The sequence below is a fragment of the Breoghania sp. JC706 genome (assembly GCF_037026715.1).
Lineage (GTDB): Bacteria > Pseudomonadota > Alphaproteobacteria > Rhizobiales > Stappiaceae > Breoghania.
This window is the reverse complement of sequence record NZ_JBANCG010000015.1, coordinates 54,845-74,199: the sequence shown is the minus strand read 5'-3', so window position 1 is coordinate 74,199 and position 19,355 is coordinate 54,845. Positions and strand designations below refer to the sequence as shown.

Here is a 19,355-nt window from a genome sequence, read left to right as displayed (position 1 = left end):
TTGGGGGTGGGGCCCCATCCCCCCCCCCCGACGGGCGCCTGATGGCGCCACAGCCCGGGATTTGGCAGCACCGGATCGCGAGCCTTCCGCCGCGGTCCATCCTTCGAGACGGCGCTGACGCGCCTCTACGGACAGGCGGCCCGCTTCCGTCCCGCCGCGCGTCGCCCTAGCCCCGTCCCTCCTCCACCGCGTGGCACCGCACCGTGGCGCCGCCAGCCGTAACCGGTTGCGGCTGTTCGCTGCGGCAGCGATCGTTCGCCAGCGGGCAGCGCGGATGGAAGGCACAGCCGGGCGGCGGCGAGATCGGGTTCGGGATCTCGCCTTCCACCTGCTTGCGACGGGTGCCCGTCATGGCAAGGTCGGGCACCGCGTCGAGCAGCATTCGCGTGTAGGGGTGGCGCGGGGTGGAAAACAGCGCGTCCGAATCCGCCACCTCCACCAATCGGCCGAGATACATGACGCCGATGCGCTTCGCCATGTGGCGCACCACGGCCAGATCGTGGCTGATGAAGAGATAGGTGAGAGAGAACTCATCCTGAAGATCCCGCATCAGGTTCAGGATCTGCGCCTGCACCGAAACGTCGAGCGCCGAGGTCGGCTCGTCGCAGACCAGGAATTCCGGCTTCGACGCCAGCGCACGCGCGATGCAGATGCGCTGGCGCTGACCGCCTGAAAACTCGTGCGGATATTTCTTCGCGTCGCGCGGATCGAGACCGACGAGGCTCAGAAGCTCGCCCACCCGCCGTTCCAGTGCCTTGCTGTCGGCTTCCAGCGAAAACGCGCGGATCGGTTCGGCGATGATCCGGCCGACCCGCCAGCGCGGATTGAGGCTCGCGAACGGGTCCTGGAAGATCATCTGGATGCGGCGGCGCAGCGAGCGCATGGCATGCGCCTGTTGCGCGCCCTGCATGTCGAGGCCGTCGATGCGAATCGCCCCGCGCGAGGGCGGCAGCAGGCCGACGACCATCTTCGCGACCGTCGACTTGCCCGACCCGCTCTCGCCGACGAGTGCGAAGGTCTCGCCGCGGGCGATCTCGAAGGAGACGTCCTGCACCGCGCGCAGGAAATGGCGCGTGTCGCGCTCCAGCACCCGGTTGAGCCAGGGGCGGGACACATCGAAGGTCCGCGACAGACCCTCGACCTCCACCACGGCCTTTCCGGTCTCCGCCGGCATGGTCTGCGCACTCGTTTCGCTCATCGCCCGTCTCCCGCGCGGCCTGTCAGAGAGGGTTCCGCACCTGCTTGCATTTCGCCGCCGGCCTCGTGAAGCCAGCAGGCGACGCGCGCACCGTCCATCGCCATCGGCTCGGGCCGCTCGACACGGCAACGCTCGAAGGCGTGCGGGCAGCGCGGATTGAAGGCGCAGCCCGGCGGGATCGCGTCGAGACGCGGCATGGAACCCGGGATCTGCACCAGCCGGTCGACCGATCCGTTGAGGCTCGGGATCGAGCCCATCAGCCCCACCGTGTAGGGATGGTGCGGTGCCTTGACCACCTGCGCGACCGGGCCGATCTCGGCGATGCGGCCGGAGTACATCACCGCCACCCGGTCGGCCGTCTCCGCGATCACGCCCATGTCGTGGGTGATCAGGATAACGGAGGCGCCGCGCGCCCGGCAAAGTTCCTTCAGAACGTCGATGATCTGCGCCTGCACGGAGACGTCGAGCGCGGTCGTGGGTTCGTCCGCGATGACCAGTTCGGGCTCCGCGCACAGCGCCAGCGCGATGACGACACGCTGGCGCATGCCGCCGGAGAACTGGTGCGGATAGGCGGTCAGGCGCCTGGAGGCGGCGGGAATACCGACGGCCTCCAGCAGCCCCACCGCCCGGTCGCGCGCCTCGCGCGCGGACACGGGCAGATGCGTCATGATCGTCTCGACGATCTGCTCGCCCACGGTGAAGAGCGGGTTGAGGCTCGTCAGCGGGTCCTGGAACACCATGCCGACGCGGCGGCCGCGAATCTTCTGCATCGCCTTTCGCGGCAGGTTGTCGATGCGCTCGCCCTTCAGCCAGATCTCGCCGCCCGCGATGCGGCCGGGTGGTTCCAGGAGGCCGATAACAGCGGCGCCGGTGAGCGACTTGCCCGCCCCGCTCTCGCCGACCATGCCCAGCACCTCGCCGGGCGCCAGATCGAAGGAAACGCCGTCGATCGCCTTCAGCCGGCCGCGGCGGGTGGGAAACTCGACGTGCAGATCGCGCACGGACAGAAGCGGGACACTCATGGATCTCACCTCAGCCTCGGGTTGAGCGCATCGCGCAGCCAGTCGCCGATGAGATTGACGGCGAGCACCAGAACGGCGAGCGCGATGCCGGGAAAGATGGCGATCCACCATTCGCCGGAGAACAGGAAGTCGTTGCCGATACGCACAAGCGTGCCGAGCGAGGGCTGGGTCGGCGGCACGCCGACGCCGAGATAGCTGAGCGTCGCCTCGGTGATGACGGCGAGCGCCAGGTTGATGGTGGCGATCACCAGCACCGGGCTCATCACGTTGGGCAGCACGTGGCGCAACATGATCAGCCCGGGGCGGATGCCGATGAGCCTTGCCGCCTGCACGTATTCCTTGTTGCGCTCCACCATGGTGGAGCCGCGCACCGTGCGCGCGTATTGCACCCAGAAACTAAGCCCGATGGAAAAGACCAGGATCCAGAAGGCGGAATGCTCGCGGTTCAGGTTGCCGAAAATGCCGCGCACCGCACCGTCCACCAGCAGCGCGATCAGGATCGCGGGAAAGGTGAGCTGGACTTCGGCAAGCCGCATGATGAAGGCGTCGATCCGCCCGCCCGCATAGCCCGCGATGAGCCCGAGCGTGATGCCGAGCGCGGCGGCGAAGAGGACGGAGACGATGCCGACGCCGATGGAGATGCGCGCGCCGTAGAGGATGGTGGAGAAGATATCGCGGCCCTGATCGTCGGTGCCGAGCAGGAAGCGCATGTCGCCATCGGGCTGCCAGGCCGGCGGCAGCAGGGAATCCATCAGGTCGACGCTCGCCAGATCGAACGGATTGTGCGGTGCGATCCACGGGGCAAAGGCCGCGCCGATGAAGAAGGCCAGCGCCACAAGCGCCGCGACCACCGTGACCTTGGAGGCGAGAAAGGAATGCAGGATGTCGCTGTCGGCGACCCGCGCCATGAGGCCCGGCGCCTTCGCTTCGGTATCGGAAGGGGTGTCGGTCATGCGCACGCAAGCTCCTTGACGAAACGGTGGCAGGTGACGGGAAGCCAGCCGCCGGCGCCGTCGGATACGCGGGTGGCTTCCAGCCCGGCGTCGCGCCAGCCGGCCTTTTGATAGAAGCGGTGCGCGCGCGCATTGCCTTCGGCGCAGAAGAGATGGGCCGAGGTCACGCCGTCTGCGGCCATTGCGGCTTCGGCCGCGGCCATCAGCCGGGCGGCAAGGCCGGTGCCGCGCGCATTTGCGCCGACATGGAACTGGTCGAGCTCGGCGCCGTCCCAATAGGCAAAGCCCGCGATCGCGCCATCGAGCCAGGCGACGAGGCCGCCCCCGGCAAAGGGTTGCAGCCGGGCGAGAAACCGTTCCGGCGTGCGGGCGCGCGTCAGTTCGGGTGAGGCAAAGGAGGCGTGACCGGCGCGCCAGGCCTCGTGCCAGAGCGCGGCAAGGGCGGGCAGGTCATCCGCTTCGATGGCGCGGAAGGAAAGGTCGGCGGTGCGGGAACCGGGCGCGGTCATGATTGCACCGCCCGCTCCACGCGGAGCCTCGGATCGACCACGAAATAGAGGATGTCGACAATCAGGTTGATCACCACGAAGACGAAGGCGATCAGCATCAGGTAGGCCGCCATGATCGGGATATCGACGTTCTGCACGGCCTGCAGAAACAACAGGCCCATGCCCGGCCACTGGAACACCGTCTCGGTGATGATGGCGAACGCGATGATGGAGCCGAGCTGCAGGCCGGTGATGGTGATGACCGGCACCAGCGTGTTCTTCAGCGCGTGGCGGAAATGGACGATGCGGTCCGGCAGCCCGCGCGCGCGGGCGAACTTGATGTAGTCGGCGCGGATCACTTCCAGCATTTCGGAGCGCACCAGCCGCATGATCAGCGTCATCTGGAAAAGGCCGAGGGTGATCGCCGGCATGATGATGGCCTTGAGGCCGGAAACGGTCAGCAGCCCCGTCGTCCAGAAACCCAGATCCACCACCTCGCCGCGCCCGAAGCTCGGCAGCCATTGCAGCGTCACGGAAAAGACGAAGATCAGCAGGATGCCGATGAAGAAGGTCGGCAGCGAGATGCCGATCAGCGAGATCGTCAGGAACAGCTTGGACAGGATCGAAGACCGATTGAGCCCCGTATAGACGCCCATCGGAATGCCGACGAGAAGCGCGAAGAGGGCGGACACGAAGGACAGCTCGAAGGTCGCCGGCAGGCGCGAGCCGATGAGTTCGGCCACGGGCTGCTTGAACTGATAGGAGCGGCCGAAGTCGAAGCGCGCGGCGTTGGCGATGAAGCGGGCGAACTGGACGGGGACGGGGTCGTTCAGCCCGAGGCGTTCGCGCAGCTCCGCGCGCTGGGCGGGCGTGGTGTCCTGACCGACCATCTGGTTGACCGGGTCGCCGACGAAACGAAACAGGGTGAAAGCGATCAGCGCCACGGCCAGCATGACGAGAATGGCCTGCAGAAGACGCCGGATAATGAAGGCGAGCATGGAGGGATCCTGATGCGGTTCGCCGGAAACGGGAATGGGCCGCCCTTCTCTGGCCCCTTCGCGGGGGCCAGTGTCGGCGCGGGCCGACGGAGGGAGAAGGGCTCAGCCAGTTGCCGCGAACCTGCCGCTTCACGCCCCTCGGGCCCCGCGAAGCGAGGGAAGAAGGGAGCAAGCGGCAAATTCGCGGATGCGAAGGGGGCGGAAAGGTCCGCCGCCCCTATTCCTTCACGTCCACGTAGCGGAAACTCAGGACGTTGTCGGCGCGCTGGGCCACGTCGACCTTGTCGGACACGCCCCAGGCCAGCCCCTGCTGGTGCAGCGGGATGTAGCGGACGTCGTCATTCGCCTTCTTGAACGCCTCGTAGATCATCTCGTCGCGCTTCTTCTTGTCGTTCTCGACAAGGATCTTGGCGGTGAGCTTGTCGATTTCCTCATCGCACCAGCCGCCATTGTTGAAGGGCGAGCCGGCGCCGGAATCGTCGCGGCAGTTCATCAGCGAGGACAGGACGTTGTGGGCGTCGAAGGACGACGGCGTCCAGCCGAGCAGGTAGAACGAGGTGTCGTAGCCGCCCGAGGCCAGGATCTTGGCGAAATATTTCGCCTTGGGCTGGGCGTTCAGATCCACCTTGATGCCGACGCGCGCCAGATAGGCGGTCACGGCCTGGCAGATCGCCTCGTCGTTGACGTAGCGGTCGTTCGGGCAGTCCATGCCGACCTCGAACCCGTCCGGATAGCCGGCCTCCGCCAGCAGCGCCTTGGACGCCTTGGGATCATACGGATACCGCTTGAACTCGCCCGCACGATCATAAAGGAACGGCGAGATCATCAGCGCGGAAGGGGTGGCCAGCCCGCGCATCACCTTCTTGACGATCGCGTTCTCGTCGATCGCCTGATAGAAGGCCTTGCGCACGCGCACGTCCTTGAACGGGTTCTTGCCCTTGACGTTGGAGTACAGAAGCTCGTCGCGACGCTGGTCCATGCCGAGGAAGATGGTCCTCAGCTCAGGCCCGGTCATCGCCCGGGTGCCCTGGTTGCCGTCGACGCGGGGAATGTCCTGCACCGGAATGGGATAAACGAGGTCCATCTCGCCCGACAGGAGCGCTGCGACACGGGTCGCGTCCTGGGTGATGGGCGTGAATTCCACCCGGTCGGCGTTGCCCTCAACCTTGCCCCAGTAGTTCTCGTTCTTCTCGAACACCGTCTTCACGCCGGCCTCGTGGCTGACCACCTTGTAGGGGCCGGTGCCGTTGGCGTGAAGGGCCGCGTAATTCGGGCTCGTGTCGGAGGCCGAGGTCACGGAGACGGCGTCGTGCTCCTCGGTCCATTCCTTGTCGAGGATGTACCAGAACTCCCACTGATAGTTCAGGATGGGATTGGGACCGGGCAGTTCGAAGTCGACCGTATAGTCGTCGACCTTGGTCACCTTCACGTCCGCATTCAGGTAATTGGTGAGGTCGGAGCCCTTGGAACGCACGCGGTTCGCGGAAAAGACCACGTCGTCGGCGTTGAAGTCGTTGCCGTTGTGGAACTTCACGCCCTTGCGCAGGTGGAAGCGCCACTTGGTGGGCGAAATGACTTCCCAGCTTTCGGCAAGCGCGGGATGGATCTTGAGATCCTTGTCGCGCCAGATGAGCCCCTCATAGACGTTGCCGAGCGTGCCCAGCGTGAAGGTCTCGTTGAGCGCGTAAGGCTCGAGCGTGTTGAGCACGCCCTGGAAGGCATATTTGAAGGTCTTGGCGCTGGCCGGCGCGGCGGCAAGCAAGGCGGCGGCGATGCCCGCCGCAAGGGCGGCGTTGCGAATTCGCATGTCCCGGTGCTCCCTGGCTGGATTTCAGTTCTGTTCCCATTGTCGTCGATCTGCGCCACGGACCGTTCGACCCGTTGTCGGATCTTCGCTCTCGCATGGCGCGACCGTTCTTGTCCTTGCCCACGTCACCGCTTTGCGCCGGGTTCACATCCCGGTCCCGTTCGCTTGTCCCGGACCTGTGCCTGATCCGGGTTGTCGTCGCGGTTGGTGCGCATGAGGCCCGCATCTTGGAGCGTTCGTTCCGACAGGTCCACCCTGAACCTATCCGGCGGCGAAAATTGAGGCCCTGCGGGGGCATATGCGTCAAAATGCGCCTCTCCAGAAGGCATCGCGACGGCTCGCGTGACGCGCGATTGGTCAACCGCGAACGCTGTCGGATGCCGATATGGACGTCGCACGTCTCACTACCGTTGCGGCAGAATCAAGGGCGTGGGCCAGGACCGCCGGATCGCGAACCGCCCAGACCTCCAGCGCCTCCGAGCGCCCGCGCACGGCAACCGCATGGGGGGTGGCCGGCACCGGCTCCGTCCAGTCGCCGTCGAGCGCAAGGCTCGCTATTCCGGCGGCGGAAAGCGTCTGCGCGGAGATGACGGCGAAGCCGCCGAGTTCCTTGGAGGCGCCCTCCAATCGGCTGGCCACGTTGACCGTGTCACCGAGGGCGGTGAGGTGGGCGGCGGCGCCGGCCTCGCCGGCAAGCCCGATGCGGCCGAGAATGGCCGGCCCGGTGTGCACGCCGACGCCGAGCCGCAGCGGGGCGTCGAGCTGCGCGGTCAGATCGGCGTTGACCCGTTCCAGCGCCGTCGCCAGCGACAACACCGCGGCAAGCGCCTGACGCGCGCCCTCCTCCCGGCCCGTCTCCACACCGAAGAGCGCCATGATGCCGTCGCCCATCACCTTGTCGATCATCCCGCCGGCGGCGCGGATCGCCGCCGCCGCACTGTCGAGATAGCGGTTGAGAATAAAGACCACGTCATAGGGCAGGCGTCCTTCGGAAAGCGCCGTGAAGCCGCGCAGATCGACGAACATCACCGTGACGGGACGCTCCACGCCCCAGCGATAGCGGTCCTCGGCGCCTTGCCGGTGGGCGCCGCCGCGTCCCGCGTCGAGCAGCTGCCGCACGACGAGATCCGCCGCGGGGCGGATCTGACAGGCGAGCCTGACCTGAGGCCCGGCACCGAGGCGCGCAAGCACCGTGCGCTCGGACGCCGTGGGCGGCTCCAGCGTATCGCCCCCGGAAAGCACCTCGACGCGGCAGGTGGAACACCGCGCACGCCCGCCGCAGATGGACACATGCGGAATCCCGTGGGCGCGGCTGATCTCCAGAAGCGTCGATCCGGGCAGGCCGGGCACACGGCGGCCGTCGGCATAGGAGATCGTGAAGCCGGCGGCGAGCCTGTCGGAAAACCGGCGTACGACGATCGCCACCACCACACCGGCGAGCACGGCGACGAGCCCCCACCGGCCGAGATGGGTCCATTCGCCGAGAGCCGCGCGCTGTTGCGGCGTCATGTCGATGCGAAGTCCGCCGGTCTCCTCCAGAAGCCGGGCGGCGTTCAGCCAGCCGGTCAGCGCCAGCGTGGGCACCAGAACGGCGCCTGTCGCAAGCCAGGGCCGCGCGCGCGGATACCAGCGCTTCAGCCGCAGCCAGTAGTGCAGACCAAGCGTGACATGCGCCCAGACGATCAAGAGAAAGACCGATTGCCAGAAGGCGTAGCCCGTCCAGAGTGCGCTGAGTTCATTGCGATAGTCGACATTGGCGTGAAAGGCGGCCATCGCGCCGCGCGTGGCGACGATATGCTTGATGAGGATGCAGGTGACGGCGAGACCGAGGCCAATCTGCGTGGCCTCCCACGCGGGCATGCGCCACGTGCGCCTGCGGGCGAGCTTTGCAAGTGCCAGGGCGACGTGAACCGTCAGCGCCCCATAGAGCAGGATCTGCCCCGGCAGGGACGACCAGATCACGAACCGCAGATCCTGACCTGCCTGCATAACGGCCAGCGAGACGTTGCCGAGCGCATGATTGAGGAAATGGGTGAGGACGAAGGCGAACAGGATCAGGCCGGCCGCCAGCCTGAGGCGCTGCCCTGTCGTGCCAGCCCCCGGCGTCCGCGCCGCGCCCTGCCCGCCACGTCCCGTCGGCGCGACTTTCTCCGCGTCTCTTTTCAACCCCACCCTCTCCAAGCCTGTTCCAGCACGCCATGTCCGCGCTTTCCTTGGCACGCAGAATAGCCCGGGCGGTACACGCGGTCTCGTCATATTCGACAGGCCGCGGTCGGCTGGCCGGGCCGGGACGCCCCATCGAGCGGGTCCTTCGCGCCGCTTCGCGCTCTTTCCCGAACGGCTCCGAGTCCGCTTTCTTGCTAAGCATGTCAAGTCCGGGCTTAAATGGCTCAAACGGGGGCCCGCAATGGACAGTCTGACCACGTTCCGCTCTGAGATCGACGGCATTCCATTCGACGACGACGCGGCAACCCTCAGGATCAAGAGCCGGGATTTCTTCTGGTTCTCGCCGATCCTGAGAAGCGAGCTGGAAGGCCGCGTCGCGGATATCGTCGTGCGCCCGCGCGACAAGCGGGACCTGCTGCGGGTGGCGGCTGCGGCAGCGAAGGCCCGGTTGCCGCTGACGGTGCGCGGCGGCGGCACCGGCAATTACGGCCAGGCCGTGCCGCTGGCCGGCGGCGTGGTGCTCGACATGACCGGCCTCGACCGGCTGGTCCGCGTGAAACCCGGTGTCGCGCGCATCGAGGCGGGTGCGACGATGCTGGAGATCGACCGCGCGCTAAAGCCCACCGGCTGGGAGCTGCGCTTCCACCCCTCCACACGCCAGAGCGCGACCATCGGCGGCTTTCTTGCCGGCGGGGCCGGCGGCATCGGCAGCTGCACCTGGGGCCAGATCTCCGATCGCGGCGCGGTTCTGTCGGCCGAAGTCGTCACGCTGGAGGAGGAGCCCCGCATCCTGGAGCTGTCCGGCGACGACGTGATGCGCGTCGTCCATGCCTATGGCGTCAACGGCATCATCACCGAGGTGGAAATGCCGCTTGCCCCCATCCAGCCCTGGGCGGAGCGGATCTACGCCTTTCCCTCGCTCGCGCAGGCCGCGGCCTTCGGCAAGGCGCTGACGGCGGCCGACGCCATCGCCCGAAAGCTCGTGTCCATCCACGACGCCCGCATTCCACCGCTGATCAGGCGGCTTTCGCCGCTCGTGCCGGAGGGCGCGGCGATGGCGATCGTCATGGTCTCGGAGCCGCAGGCCGCCGTCACCACGGCGCGCGCCGCGGGGCACGGAGGCGAATGCGTCTTCGAGCGCAACGCCGAGGAGACGGACGCGGCGGCCTTTTCCGCCATTGGCGCCATGCCGCCGCTTTACGAATACACCTGGAACCACACGACCCTGCATGCGATGCGGGCCGACCCGTCCTTCACCTACCTGCAGGTGCGCTATCCGCCGGACAACGACCTCGCGGTGATCGAGGCGGCCGCCCGCGCCTTTCCCGACGAGTTCATCACCCATCTGGAATTCCAGCGCCGGTTCGGCCGCGTCGGCGCCTCCGCCCTTCCGCTGGTGCGCTACTCCGGCCGCGAGCGTCTCTTTGCGATGATCGAGAAACTGGACGCCATCGGCGCGTCCGTATCCAACCCGCACACCTGGCGGCTCGACGGCGCCGGCTGGAAGCGGATCGATGCGCCGCAGCCCGATTTCAAGGCGGCCGCCGACCCGTACGGCCTGATGAACCCCGGCAAGCTCGTCGACTGGCCCGCCCCCGAAACGGCCGTGAAGATCCCGGTCGCGCCCGCCGTCTAGAGTTCTTCATGGTTAGAGGTAAGCAAGTTGCCCATCCTTCGAGACGGTCTTGTCAGACCTCCTCAGGATGACGTTATCGTGTTGTTGATTTCTTCAATTCATCAACAAATACAACGTCATCCTGAGGAGACGCGTTAGCGTCGTCTCGAAGGATGGGCCGCAGCCGGAATACCGCCGATCCGCTTCCGCCAAACCATGAATCTCTCTAAAGTGCCGTATGGTGATGTGGCCTGCCGTCTCGAAGGACGGGTGCAGTGCCCAGACCGCGTAACGACGCACCAGGGAGGAGGACGCCGGCCGAATGGTCACCTGGGACGAGTTTCTCAAGGCGCTGGAAGCGACGGTTCCCCAACTGGTGCTGTCGCTGCGCGCGCTCACCCAGCCTTCCGGCATTCTTCAGCTCGTCATTCTGATCCTGGCCTTCGCGCTCGCCAATTACGGCGCGCGGTGGGCCGGGCCGCACGTTGAAAACTGGGTCCGCGCGCAGGAAACCTCCATCCGCCGGCTGCGCTTTCTGGCGCTGGTGCTGCGCCGCCTCAGGGTGATCCTCTTCGTCGCCGTTGTCTGGCTGGCCGTGGTGATCATGCGCGAGGTGACGTGGCCGAGCCGCAGTTATCTGTTGCTGGTCGTCGGCAATCTTGCCGCCGTGTGGCTCGTCATCTCCATCTCCTCGCGCATCATCCGCAACCCGCTGGCGGCCCGGACCGTGGCGCTCGGCTGCTGGATCTTCGCTGCCCTCTCCATTCTCGACCTGATGCCGCAGGCCGTGCTGCTTCTGGATGCGATGGCGGTGGAGGTCGGTTCGCTGCGCATCTCCGCGCTGCTGATCCTGAAGGCCGTTGTCACGCTGACCGCGCTGCTGTGGCTCGCCGGGTTCCTCAGCCGGGCGACGGAACGGCGGATGGAGCGGGTGAAGGATCTCTCGCCCTCCATGCGGGTTCTGGCCGGCAAGTTCGCGCGCATCGGCCTCTTCACCATCGCCATGGTGCTGGGCCTGCAGACCATCGGCTTCGACCTCACCACCATCACCGTCTTTTCCGGCGCGGTCGGCCTGGGGCTCGGTTTCGGTCTGCAGAAGGTGGTCTCCAACCTCGTCTCCGGCGTGATCCTGCTGCTCGACAAGTCGATCAAGCCGGGCGACGTGATCTCGCTCGGCGAGACCTACGGCTCGATCACCTCGCTGGGCGCCCGCTATGTCTCCGTGGTCACCCGGGACGGGCGTGAGTATCTGATTCCGAACGAGGATCTGATCACCAACCAGGTCATCAACTGGACCTATTCCGACGAAAAGGTCCGCCTCGACGTGCCCTTCGGCGTCTCCTACGATTCCGATCCGAAGCTCGTGCGGGAACTGGCTGCGAAGGCTGCGGCGGCGGTTGCCCGGGTGGAGGACCACCCGGCTCCCGTCTGCCACCTGACCGCCTTCGGGGAATCGTCGGTCGATTTCCTGCTGCGCTTCTGGATCGACGATCCGGGCAAGGGGGTGGTCAACGTCAAGGGCGAGGTTCTGCTGGCGCTGTGGGAGGCCCTGCACGAGGCCGGCGTTGCGCTGCCCTACCGCCAGCACGACATTCACGTGCGCGGGCCGGTGGAGCTCGTCTATCAGGTGCCGCAGGGCGAAAACACAAGCCCCTCAGGGAGATCGGGTTGAACGACGACGACACCGAAGACCGGGAAGACGCCGATCCCGATGCGGTCCAGTCGCGCCACCGCGGCCGGTTCGGGCCGGTGCGCATGGGCCTGCGCCGGCTCTATTTCGGGGAAGGACGGGGGCCGCAGCTTTTCCGTACCCTGCTGGTCACCTTCGACATCGTCACGGTGATCTATTTCGTCGGCTCCTCGATGGTCGATCCGCAGCCGACGCTGCATGCGGCCGACTTCGTCATCGCGTTGATCCTGATCGCGGATTACATCGCGCGGATCGTCATTTCCGTGCGCCCGGTGAAGACCGCGCTGGAGTTCACCGCGCTCGCCGATCTCGTCGTCATCGCCTCGCTGCTGGCCGCCGCCTTCGTTGAAAACCTCGGTTTTCTCAGGATCCTGCGCATGCTGCGGCTGCTGCGCTCCTATCACGTGCTGCGCGACCTGCGCCGCGGCTGGAAGTGGTTCAAGCGCAATGAGGAAGTCATTCATTCGGCCGTCAACCTCATCGTGTTCGTCTTCATCGTCACCGCGGTCGTCTATGTCGCGGAGGTGCACAAGAACGAAAACATCAATACTTACGTCGATGCGCTCTATTTCACGGTGACGACGCTGACGACGACGGGTTTCGGCGATATCACCATTTCCGATACGTTCGGCCGCCTTCTGACGGTGGCGATCATGGTGATCGGTGTGGCGCTTTTCCTGCGGCTGGTGCAGACCATCTTCCGGCCGAGCAAGTATCCCTACACCTGCCCCGACTGCGGCCTCTCCCGGCACGACCCAGATGCCGTCCACTGCAAGCATTGCGGCCGTCTTCTGAAGATCCCGACAGAGGGCGAATGGTAGGCGCAAGCGCGCGCCCAGCCGCGTCAAACGGCCTTTTCGTCGCCGATTAGAATTTCATTCGAATATCGTTCGAATTTCCCTCGCATTTCTCGTACGTGCGAAAACCCGTCAGGACAGCCAGGCGATCATGCCGCGCGCCGCCGCAACGCCGGTGGAGAAGCTCGCCTGGAGAAGATATCCCCCCGTCGGCGCCTCCCAGTCGAGCATTTCGCCGGCAACGAATGTCCCCGGCCGGGCATCGAGCATCAGGCCATCATCCAGACCGTCGAAGGCGACGCCGCCGGCGCTCGAAATCGCCCGCTCGATGCCGGCGGTGGCTGAGAGCTCCAGCGGACAGGCCTTGATCCGCTTAGCCAGCGCTTCGGGGACGTCGGGCAAAGGCCCGGCCTCGCGCAGAAGGCCGATGGCGACCGGCTGCAGGCCCGCCGCCTTGCGCAGGAAGTTGGAGACCGACTGCTTGGAGCGCGGGCGCGCGAGGCGGGCGGCAAGCGCCTCTTGCGCGATATCGGGGCGAAGGTCGATGACGAGCGTTGCCGTACCCTCCGCCTCTATCGCATCGCGCAAGGGAGCCGAAAGCGCATAGACCGGCCCGCCCTCGATGCCGGAGGCGGTGACGACCATGTCGCCGCGCGCCACCGTACCGGCGAAGGAAAGCTCCACCGTCTTCAGCGGCGCGCCGGCGAAGCGGTCGGCGAAAACCGGCGACCAGGAAACGGCGAAACCGCAATTGGCGGGCTTCAAGGGACGAACCTCGGCACCGCTCGCGCGCAAGAAATCCGGCCAGGCGGGATCGGCCCCGAGCTTCGGCCAGCTCAGGCCGCCGAGCGCCAGCAGGGTCGCATCCGCCGAAACCGAAAGCGGACCGTCGGGTGTTTCGAAGGAGAGCGCGCCGTTGGCGGTCCAGCCGGTCCAGCGGTGGCGGGGGCGGATCGTCACGCCGAGATCGCCAAGACGCGATAGCCAGGCGCGCAGCAGCGGCGAGGCCTTCATCGCCTTCGGGAACACGTGATGGGAGGAGCCGACGAAAGTCTCCGCCCCCAGCCCATCCGCCCAGGCGCGCAAAGCTTCGGGCGGGAAGGCGCGGATAATCGGTTCCAGCCGGGTGCGCGCGGCGCCGTAGCGCGCGAGGAAGATATCGAGGTCTTCGTCGTGGGTCAGGTTCAGCCCGCCGCGCCCGGCCATCAGCAACCGGCGGGCAGGGGAGGCGAGGCGGTCGTAGACCGTGACCCGGTGGCCGGCCTTTGCGAGCGTCTCGGCCGCGATCAGCCCCGCCGGGCCGGCACCGACAATGGCGATGGCGGCGGGAGAAGAGGCGGGGGTATCGATCATGGTGCGGCTCGTTCGGTTTAGATGGCGCGGCTATAGCACCGCGCGGACCGCGTGGCGATGGAGGCTTTCGCCGGAGCGTTTCATCGTTTGGCGGAAGGAAAACGCCGGCCTTTCGGCTCGCGGCCCATCCTTCGAGACGGCCTTGTCAGGCCTCCTCAGGATGACGTTGTGTTTGTTGATGGTTTTGCAGAAACAACAACACACACAACGTCATCCTGAGGAGGTCGCGGAAGCGACCGTCTCGAAGGATGGGCGACTGGCTTCCGCCCGCTCTCCTCGATCTGCCCCGCCCTCAGTGCGCCTCGTCCCAGTTCTGCGCGGCGCGGGCATCGACCTGTAGCGGAACGCGGAGCGACAGCGCGGGCGAGGGCGCGTCCTCCATGGTGCGGGCGACCAGCGGGATGGTGGCGTCCACCTCCTCGTCCGCCACCTCGAAGATCAGTTCGTCGTGCACCTGCAACAGCATCTTCGCCTTGAGCTTCGAGGCGGCCAGCGCATCCTCCATGCGCACCATGGCGCGGCGGATGATGTCGGCGGCAGACCCTTGTATCGGCGCGTTGATCGCCGCGCGCTCGTAGAACTGGCGCATGTTCGGGTTCTTGGTGTTGACGTCCGGATAGTGCGCCTTGCGGCCGAAGATCGTCGTCACATAGCCGTTGGCGTGAACCTGGCGCTTCATTTCTTCCATGTAGTCGCGGATGCCGGGGAAGCGCTCGAAATAGGTCTTGATGTAGTCGCCCGCCTCGCCGCGCGAAATGCCGAGCTGGTTGGCAAGCCCGAAGGCGGAAATGCCGTAGATGATGCCGAAATTGATCGCCTTGGCGCGCCGCCGCACCATCGGGTCCATGTCCTTGACCGGCACGTTGAAGATTTCCGAGGCCGTCATCGCGTGGATGTCGAGCCCGTCGGCGAACGCCTTCACCAGCTGCGGGATCTCGGCCATGTGGGCGAGCACGCGCAGTTCGATCTGGGAATAATCGGCCGACAGAAGCTTGGCGCCTTCGGCTGCGACGAAGGCCTTGCGGATCTTGCGCCCGGCCTCGGTGCGAACGGGAATGTTCTGGAGGTTCGGCTCCGACGAGGACAGCCGTCCCGTGGTGGTAGAGGCAAGCGAATAGGAGGTGTGGACCCGGCCCGTCTCGGCGTTGATATAGTTCGGCAGCGCGTCGGTATAGGTGGAGCGCAGCTTGGTGAGCTGGCGCCATTCCACGATCTTCACCGGCAGCGGATGGCCTTCGGCCGCCAGATCCTCCAGCACGGAAACGGAGGTGGACCAGGCGCCGGTCTTGGTCTTCTTGCCGCCGGGAAGTCCCATCCGGCCGAACAGGATGTCGCCGAGCTGCTTGGGCGAGCCGATGTTGAAGGTCTCGCCCGCCATTTCGTGGATTTCCGCCTCAAGGGCCGCAGCCCCTTGCGCGAGTTCGCCGGAAAGGCGCGACAGCATCTGCCGGTCGACATGCACGCCGCGCATTTCCATGCGCGCCAGAACCGGCACCATCGGGCGTTCCAGCGTCTCGTAGACCGTGGTCATGGTCTCGCCCGGCAGCCGGCATTTCAGCACCTGCCACAGGCGCAGGGTGACGTCGGCGTCCTCCGCCGCGTAAGAGCAGGCCTTGTCGAGGGCGATCTTGTCGAAGGTGACGGCGGATTTTCCCTTGCCGCAGACGTCCTCGTACTTGATCGGCGTATGGCCGAGCCAGCGCTCCGACAGCGCGTCCATGCCGTTTCCGCCCTGCAACCCCGCATCGAGCGTGTAGGAAAGCAGCATCGTGTCGTCGTAGGGCGCGACCTCGATGCCGAGGCGCTTCAGGATCACCCAATCGTACTTGAGGTTCTGCGCGATCTTGAGGACGGAGGCATCTTCCAGCAGGGGCTTCAGAAGCGCGACCGCCTCATCGCGCGGGATCTGGCCTTCCAGAAGCCCGCCGCCGCCCAGAAGATCGCCCTCGCCGTCGCGGTGGCCAACCGGAATGTAACAGGCCTTGCCCGGCGCGGTGGAAAGCGAGACGCCGCAAAGTTCGGCCACCATCGGATCGAGCGAGGTGGTCTCGGTATCGACCGCGACAAAGCCGGTCTCGTAAGCCTCCGCGATCCAGGCCTTCAGGCGCTCGACATCGCGTACCAGTTCATAGGCCGAGGCATCGATCGGGATCGCCCGGATCTCGGCCGCGCGAGCCTCGGCGAGCGCGGCGGGGCCGTCGCCGGCGGCGCTCGCGGAGGCCGCGGATTTTTCCGAACCGGCGGCGGGTGCAGCCGCTTCCGGCGCCTCCCAGCCCTTGATTTCCAGTTCCGCGGCCGGGACCTCGCCCGCGTCCTTGCCGGCCGTCTCGGCGACACGGCGCGTCAGGGTGGTGAACTCCATCGCCTTCAGGAAGGCGAGCGCCTTTTCGCCGTCGAGCTTGCGCACGGCGGCATAGGAAAGCGGCACCTCCACCGGCGTGTTGCAGTCGAGCTCGACCAGCCGGCGGGAAATGCGGGCCTGGTCGGCGAATTCGATGAGGTTCTCGCGCCGCTTCGTCTGCTTGATCTCCGAAGCGCGGGCGAGAAGGCTTTCCAGATCGCCGTATTCGTTGATGAGCTGGGCGGCGGTCTTCACGCCGATGCCCGGAACGCCTGGCACGTTGTCGACGCTGTCGCCGGCGAGCGACTGCACGTCCACCACCTTGTCGGGCGTGACGCCGAACTTCTCGAACACCTCCGGCTCGGCGATGCGCTTGTTCTTCATCGTGTCCAGCATGATCACATGCGGACCGACGAGCTGCATCAGGTCCTTGTCCGACGAAATGATGGTGACGTCGGCGCCAGCCTCGACCGCCTGGCAGGCATAGGTGGCGATGATATCGTCGGCCTCATAACCCGGCTGCTCGATGCAGGCGACGTTGAAGGCGCGCACCGCGTCGCGGATGATGCCGAACTGCGGGATCAGGTCCTCCGGCGGTTCGGGACGCTGGGCCTTGTACTGGTCGTAGATCTCGTTTCGGAATGTCTTGGCCGAATGGTCGAAGACGACGGCGATGTGCGTCGGCGTGACGCCGGCGGCCGTCTCGTCCGCCTCCTGCAGGAGCTTCCACAACATGTTGCAGAAGCCCGCGACCGCGCCCACCGGCAGCCCGTCGGACTTGCGCGTGAGCGGAGGCAGCGCGTGATAGGCGCGGAAGATGTAGGACGAGCCATCGACCAGAAAGACATGGTCGCCGGCCTTGAGGGGACGGGAGGATTCGCTGGACATGGCCGGATCATGCCCATGCCGCGGCCCCATGGAAAGGGCGAAGTCGGGACCGCGCGGTTTTTCACCGGGATGAGGGGCGACGCTCGCCTATTCCGCTGGCTGCAACGCTGGTTTGGGCGCGTCGAGACGGGCCCAGGCCGGGCGCTTGAACAGGAAGTCCAGCCGCGTGTCGCGCACCATGAGGAAGAAGACGACGGGCCTAAGGACGCCGGCCACCGTGACCACGAGCGAGATCGTGCCGATATCGAGGAAGGGGGCGAATTTCAGCAGAAGCGTCCGCGAGACGCCCATCGGCAGGAAGAACGCCAGATAGATGACGATGGAGTTCTGGCCGAAAAAGCGAAGGAAATCCGCCCGGTGGAGGAGCGACAGAAGCGCGGAGACGAGAATGACCGCGCAGGCGCCCGCAGCCCCCAGTGCCAGCGAAACCACCGGAAAGAGCGAATAGCCCATCGCCACGACGGCGCCGTTGACGAGGGCCCAGACGAGCAGCCCAGCGAGCGCTTTCGGCACGTTCGCCATCGCCCAGGCGGCGAGGCGGAAGATGTGCGGGGCGGCGACATAGCCGGTGTAGAAATAGACGAAGCGGGCGGCGAATTCGTCGATCAGCACCGCACCGGTGGGGAATGGCGACAGCCCGCTGGAGAGGCCGGCGGCGTGGACGATCTCCAACGCGATGCCGAGGCCCAGCACGATCTGCCAGGGAATGCGGGCCGCGCGCGCGGCCTTTGCGACGACGAAGAAGATCGGCAGCATGTAGATGAACCACAGCGTGCCGAAGGGCTGCACGAAAGCTTCCAGATAAGCCCATGCCGCGCCCTGCCAGCCCAGCTCAGCCGCGAAGACCGGCGCCTTCAGTGCGAACTGGATCGTCACCCACAAGACGTAGAAGTAGGCGAAGTGGACGACCTTGCGGTCGAGATAGGTGCGCCAGTCGCGGTCGATGACGTTGGCCAGGAAGAGGCCGGAGATCATGAAGAAGTCGGGCATGCGGAAGGGGCGGCAGAATTCCACCACGTGGCCCATCCAGCCGGTGGCGCCGGCGGCCTTCTCCACGCCGAGCGTGGAATGCATCATCACCACCGCGACGATGCAGAAGCCCTTTGCGTAATCGACCCAGTCGATCCGTCCGGATGTTGCGGCCATGATCCCCTCACCTTCCCTGAACACAGGCGCGGTTGCGCTTTTCGTCCGGGCGAGGCCGGAAGATAGGACCAATACGTAAGGAAGTCTTCAAGGCGCAGGCCGAATCGCTCGCCTTTTAGCTATTAATCTTAATGGCATTTGCGGCGGGTGGGACCGGGCCACGCCCGCCGGAAGCTGAGAGCCCCTAGTTCAGGCGCTTGTCGTTCCACGGCGTGTCCGGGTTTCCGGACTTGCGGCTCCATTCCTCCTCGTCGAGATCGACCACCGGATCGTTCGGGTTCCGGCCCGAAGCGCCCCGCGCCGGGCCGCCGCGGGCCATGTCGATCACGACAACGTGACGGGCGATGAAGCGCCAGAGCGCCGAGCGGATGGCCGGCACGAACAGCAGGAAGCCGATCGTGTCGGTGACGAAGCCGGGGGTGAGCAGCAGCACGCCGGCGACAAGGATCATCGCGCCGTGGCCGAGTTCGGCGCCGGGGATGCGGCCGGCATCCATTTCGGCGCGGATGCGGGTGAGCAGCGAAAAGCCCTGGTACCGCAGCAGCGACGTGCCGATGACGGCGGTGACGAAGATCATCGCCAGCGTGGGGAAGACGCCAATGAGGCTGCCGACCTGGATGAAGACGGCAATCTCGAGGATCGGAATCCCTAAAAGGGCGATGGGGAGCAGCAGTCCGGGTTTCATCGTGCCTCGCAAGTGTTCGCGCGATACATAGGTGTCGAAACGCTCCGATGCCAGCATGCACTGTCGGGAATGGCCGGAGAAACGCTTACTTTCAAACATGTAATTCGATTTTTTTCGCCGTTTCGCTCACGTTTTTGCGGCAATCGGCACGCGGGGCTTGTGCTTGGCGTTGGATGCTGGTTCAAGGAGACTTACATAGGAGAAGGAT

14 protein-coding genes are annotated in these 19,355 nt (G+C 66.1%); 3 read left to right on the top strand and 11 right to left on the bottom strand.

Annotated elements, in window-relative coordinates; genetic code table 11:
* Positions 1–166 precede the first annotated feature (166 nt).
* From V2L18_RS22485 to V2L18_RS22455, 7 genes are all read right to left on the bottom strand, one after another.
* A complete protein-coding gene (locus tag V2L18_RS22485; protein WP_336180596.1) occupies positions 167–1,174 on the bottom strand; it encodes an oligopeptide/dipeptide ABC transporter ATP-binding protein in 1,008 nt (335 codons plus the stop codon).
* A 20-nt stretch (positions 1,175–1,194) separates the two neighbouring features.
* Positions 1,195–2,220 carry an ABC transporter ATP-binding protein gene (locus tag V2L18_RS22480; protein ID WP_336180593.1) on the bottom strand — a complete coding sequence of 342 codons (1,026 nt, stop codon included), beginning with the start codon at positions 2,218–2,220 and terminating at the stop codon, positions 1,195–1,197.
* 5 nt (positions 2,221–2,225) lie between these two features.
* Positions 2,226–3,173: an ABC transporter permease gene (locus tag V2L18_RS22475; RefSeq protein ID WP_336180592.1), complete on the bottom strand. Its 948-nt coding sequence runs from the start codon at positions 3,171–3,173 to the stop codon at positions 2,226–2,228.
* Entirely contained in the window at positions 3,170–3,682 is a 513-nt protein-coding gene (locus V2L18_RS22470; protein WP_336180591.1) for a GNAT family N-acetyltransferase, read from the bottom strand. Before V2L18_RS22470 ends, V2L18_RS22475 begins: the two co-directional genes overlap by 4 nt.
* A complete protein-coding gene (locus V2L18_RS22465; RefSeq protein ID WP_336180590.1) occupies positions 3,679–4,659 on the bottom strand; it encodes an ABC transporter permease in 981 nt (326 codons plus the stop codon). The genes V2L18_RS22470 and V2L18_RS22465 overlap by 4 nt, the downstream gene beginning before the upstream one ends.
* A gap of 217 nt (positions 4,660–4,876) precedes the next feature.
* The gene (locus V2L18_RS22460) at positions 4,877–6,466 is read right to left on the bottom strand and encodes an ABC transporter substrate-binding protein (RefSeq protein ID WP_336180589.1); all 1,590 of its coding nucleotides are present in this window, start codon (positions 6,464–6,466) and stop codon (positions 4,877–4,879) included.
* Positions 6,467–6,823: 357 nt separating this feature from the next.
* On the bottom strand, positions 6,824–8,632 hold the full coding sequence (locus V2L18_RS22455) for an adenylate/guanylate cyclase domain-containing protein (protein ID WP_336180588.1): 1,809 nt from the start codon (positions 8,630–8,632) through the stop codon (positions 6,824–6,826).
* A gap of 241 nt (positions 8,633–8,873) precedes the next feature.
* On the opposite strand from V2L18_RS22455, the gene V2L18_RS22450 reads away from it, so the two are divergent.
* The 3 genes from V2L18_RS22450 (at position 8,874) to V2L18_RS22440 (ending at position 12,758) form a co-directional block, all read left to right on the top strand.
* Positions 8,874–10,268 (top strand): FAD-binding oxidoreductase, encoded by a 1,395-nt coding sequence (locus V2L18_RS22450; RefSeq protein ID WP_336180587.1) that lies wholly within the window; start codon positions 8,874–8,876, stop codon positions 10,266–10,268.
* Positions 10,269–10,569: 301 nt separating this feature from the next.
* Entirely contained in the window at positions 10,570–11,919 is a 1,350-nt protein-coding gene (locus V2L18_RS22445; RefSeq protein WP_336180586.1) for a mechanosensitive ion channel domain-containing protein, read from the top strand.
* Positions 11,916–12,758 (top strand): ion channel, encoded by an 843-nt coding sequence (locus V2L18_RS22440; RefSeq protein ID WP_336180585.1) that lies wholly within the window; start codon positions 11,916–11,918, stop codon positions 12,756–12,758. Before V2L18_RS22445 ends, V2L18_RS22440 begins: the two co-directional genes overlap by 4 nt.
* A 108-nt stretch (positions 12,759–12,866) precedes the next feature.
* On the opposite strand, the gene V2L18_RS22435 is transcribed toward V2L18_RS22440, so the two are convergent.
* The 4 genes from V2L18_RS22435 to V2L18_RS22420 all read right to left on the bottom strand — a co-directional run bounded on the left by V2L18_RS22435 (position 12,867) and on the right by V2L18_RS22420 (position 19,246).
* Entirely contained in the window at positions 12,867–14,087 is a 1,221-nt protein-coding gene (locus V2L18_RS22435) for a TIGR03862 family flavoprotein (RefSeq protein ID WP_336180584.1), read from the bottom strand.
* 292 nt (positions 14,088–14,379) lie between these two features.
* Positions 14,380–17,316, bottom strand: coding sequence for a DNA polymerase I (gene polA, locus V2L18_RS22430; protein ID WP_336180583.1), 2,937 nt, complete (start codon positions 17,314–17,316; stop codon positions 14,380–14,382).
* An 87-nt stretch (positions 17,317–17,403) separates the two neighbouring features.
* Complete coding sequence (locus V2L18_RS22425) at positions 17,404–18,462, bottom strand: acyltransferase family protein (RefSeq protein ID WP_336180582.1); 1,059 nt, start codon at positions 18,460–18,462, stop codon at positions 17,404–17,406.
* 184 nt (positions 18,463–18,646) lie between these two features.
* Positions 18,647–19,246, bottom strand: a complete 600-nt coding sequence (locus V2L18_RS22420) for an FxsA family protein (RefSeq protein ID WP_336180581.1) — start codon at positions 19,244–19,246, stop codon at positions 18,647–18,649.
* Between the last annotated feature and the right edge of the window lie 109 nt (positions 19,247–19,355).

Coding starts and splice junctions, on each gene's coding strand:
- V2L18_RS22480 (WP_336180593.1), bottom strand. CDS start 2,220: ATGAGTGTCCCGCTTCTGTCCGTGCGCGATCTGCACGTCGAGTTTCCC.
- V2L18_RS22435 (WP_336180584.1), bottom strand. CDS start 14,087: ATGATCGATACCCCCGCCTCTTCTCCCGCCGCCATCGCCATTGTCGGT.
- V2L18_RS22485 (WP_336180596.1), bottom strand. CDS start 1,174: ATGCCGGCGGAGACCGGAAAGGCCGTGGTGGAGGTCGAGGGTCTGTCG.
- V2L18_RS22420 (WP_336180581.1), bottom strand. CDS start 19,246: ATGTTTGAAAGTAAGCGTTTCTCCGGCCATTCCCGACAGTGCATGCTG.
- V2L18_RS22450 (WP_336180587.1), top strand. CDS start 8,874: ATGGACAGTCTGACCACGTTCCGCTCTGAGATCGACGGCATTCCATTC.
- V2L18_RS22460 (WP_336180589.1), bottom strand. CDS start 6,466: ATGCGAATTCGCAACGCCGCCCTTGCGGCGGGCATCGCCGCCGCCTTG.
- V2L18_RS22445 (WP_336180586.1), top strand. CDS start 10,570: ATGGTCACCTGGGACGAGTTTCTCAAGGCGCTGGAAGCGACGGTTCCC.
- polA (WP_336180583.1), bottom strand. CDS start 17,316: ATGTCCAGCGAATCCTCCCGTCCCCTCAAGGCCGGCGACCATGTCTTT.
- V2L18_RS22470 (WP_336180591.1), bottom strand. CDS start 3,682: ATGACCGCGCCCGGTTCCCGCACCGCCGACCTTTCCTTCCGCGCCATC.
- V2L18_RS22475 (WP_336180592.1), bottom strand. CDS start 3,173: ATGACCGACACCCCTTCCGATACCGAAGCGAAGGCGCCGGGCCTCATG.
- V2L18_RS22425 (WP_336180582.1), bottom strand. CDS start 18,462: ATGGCCGCAACATCCGGACGGATCGACTGGGTCGATTACGCAAAGGGC.
- V2L18_RS22465 (WP_336180590.1), bottom strand. CDS start 4,659: ATGCTCGCCTTCATTATCCGGCGTCTTCTGCAGGCCATTCTCGTCATG.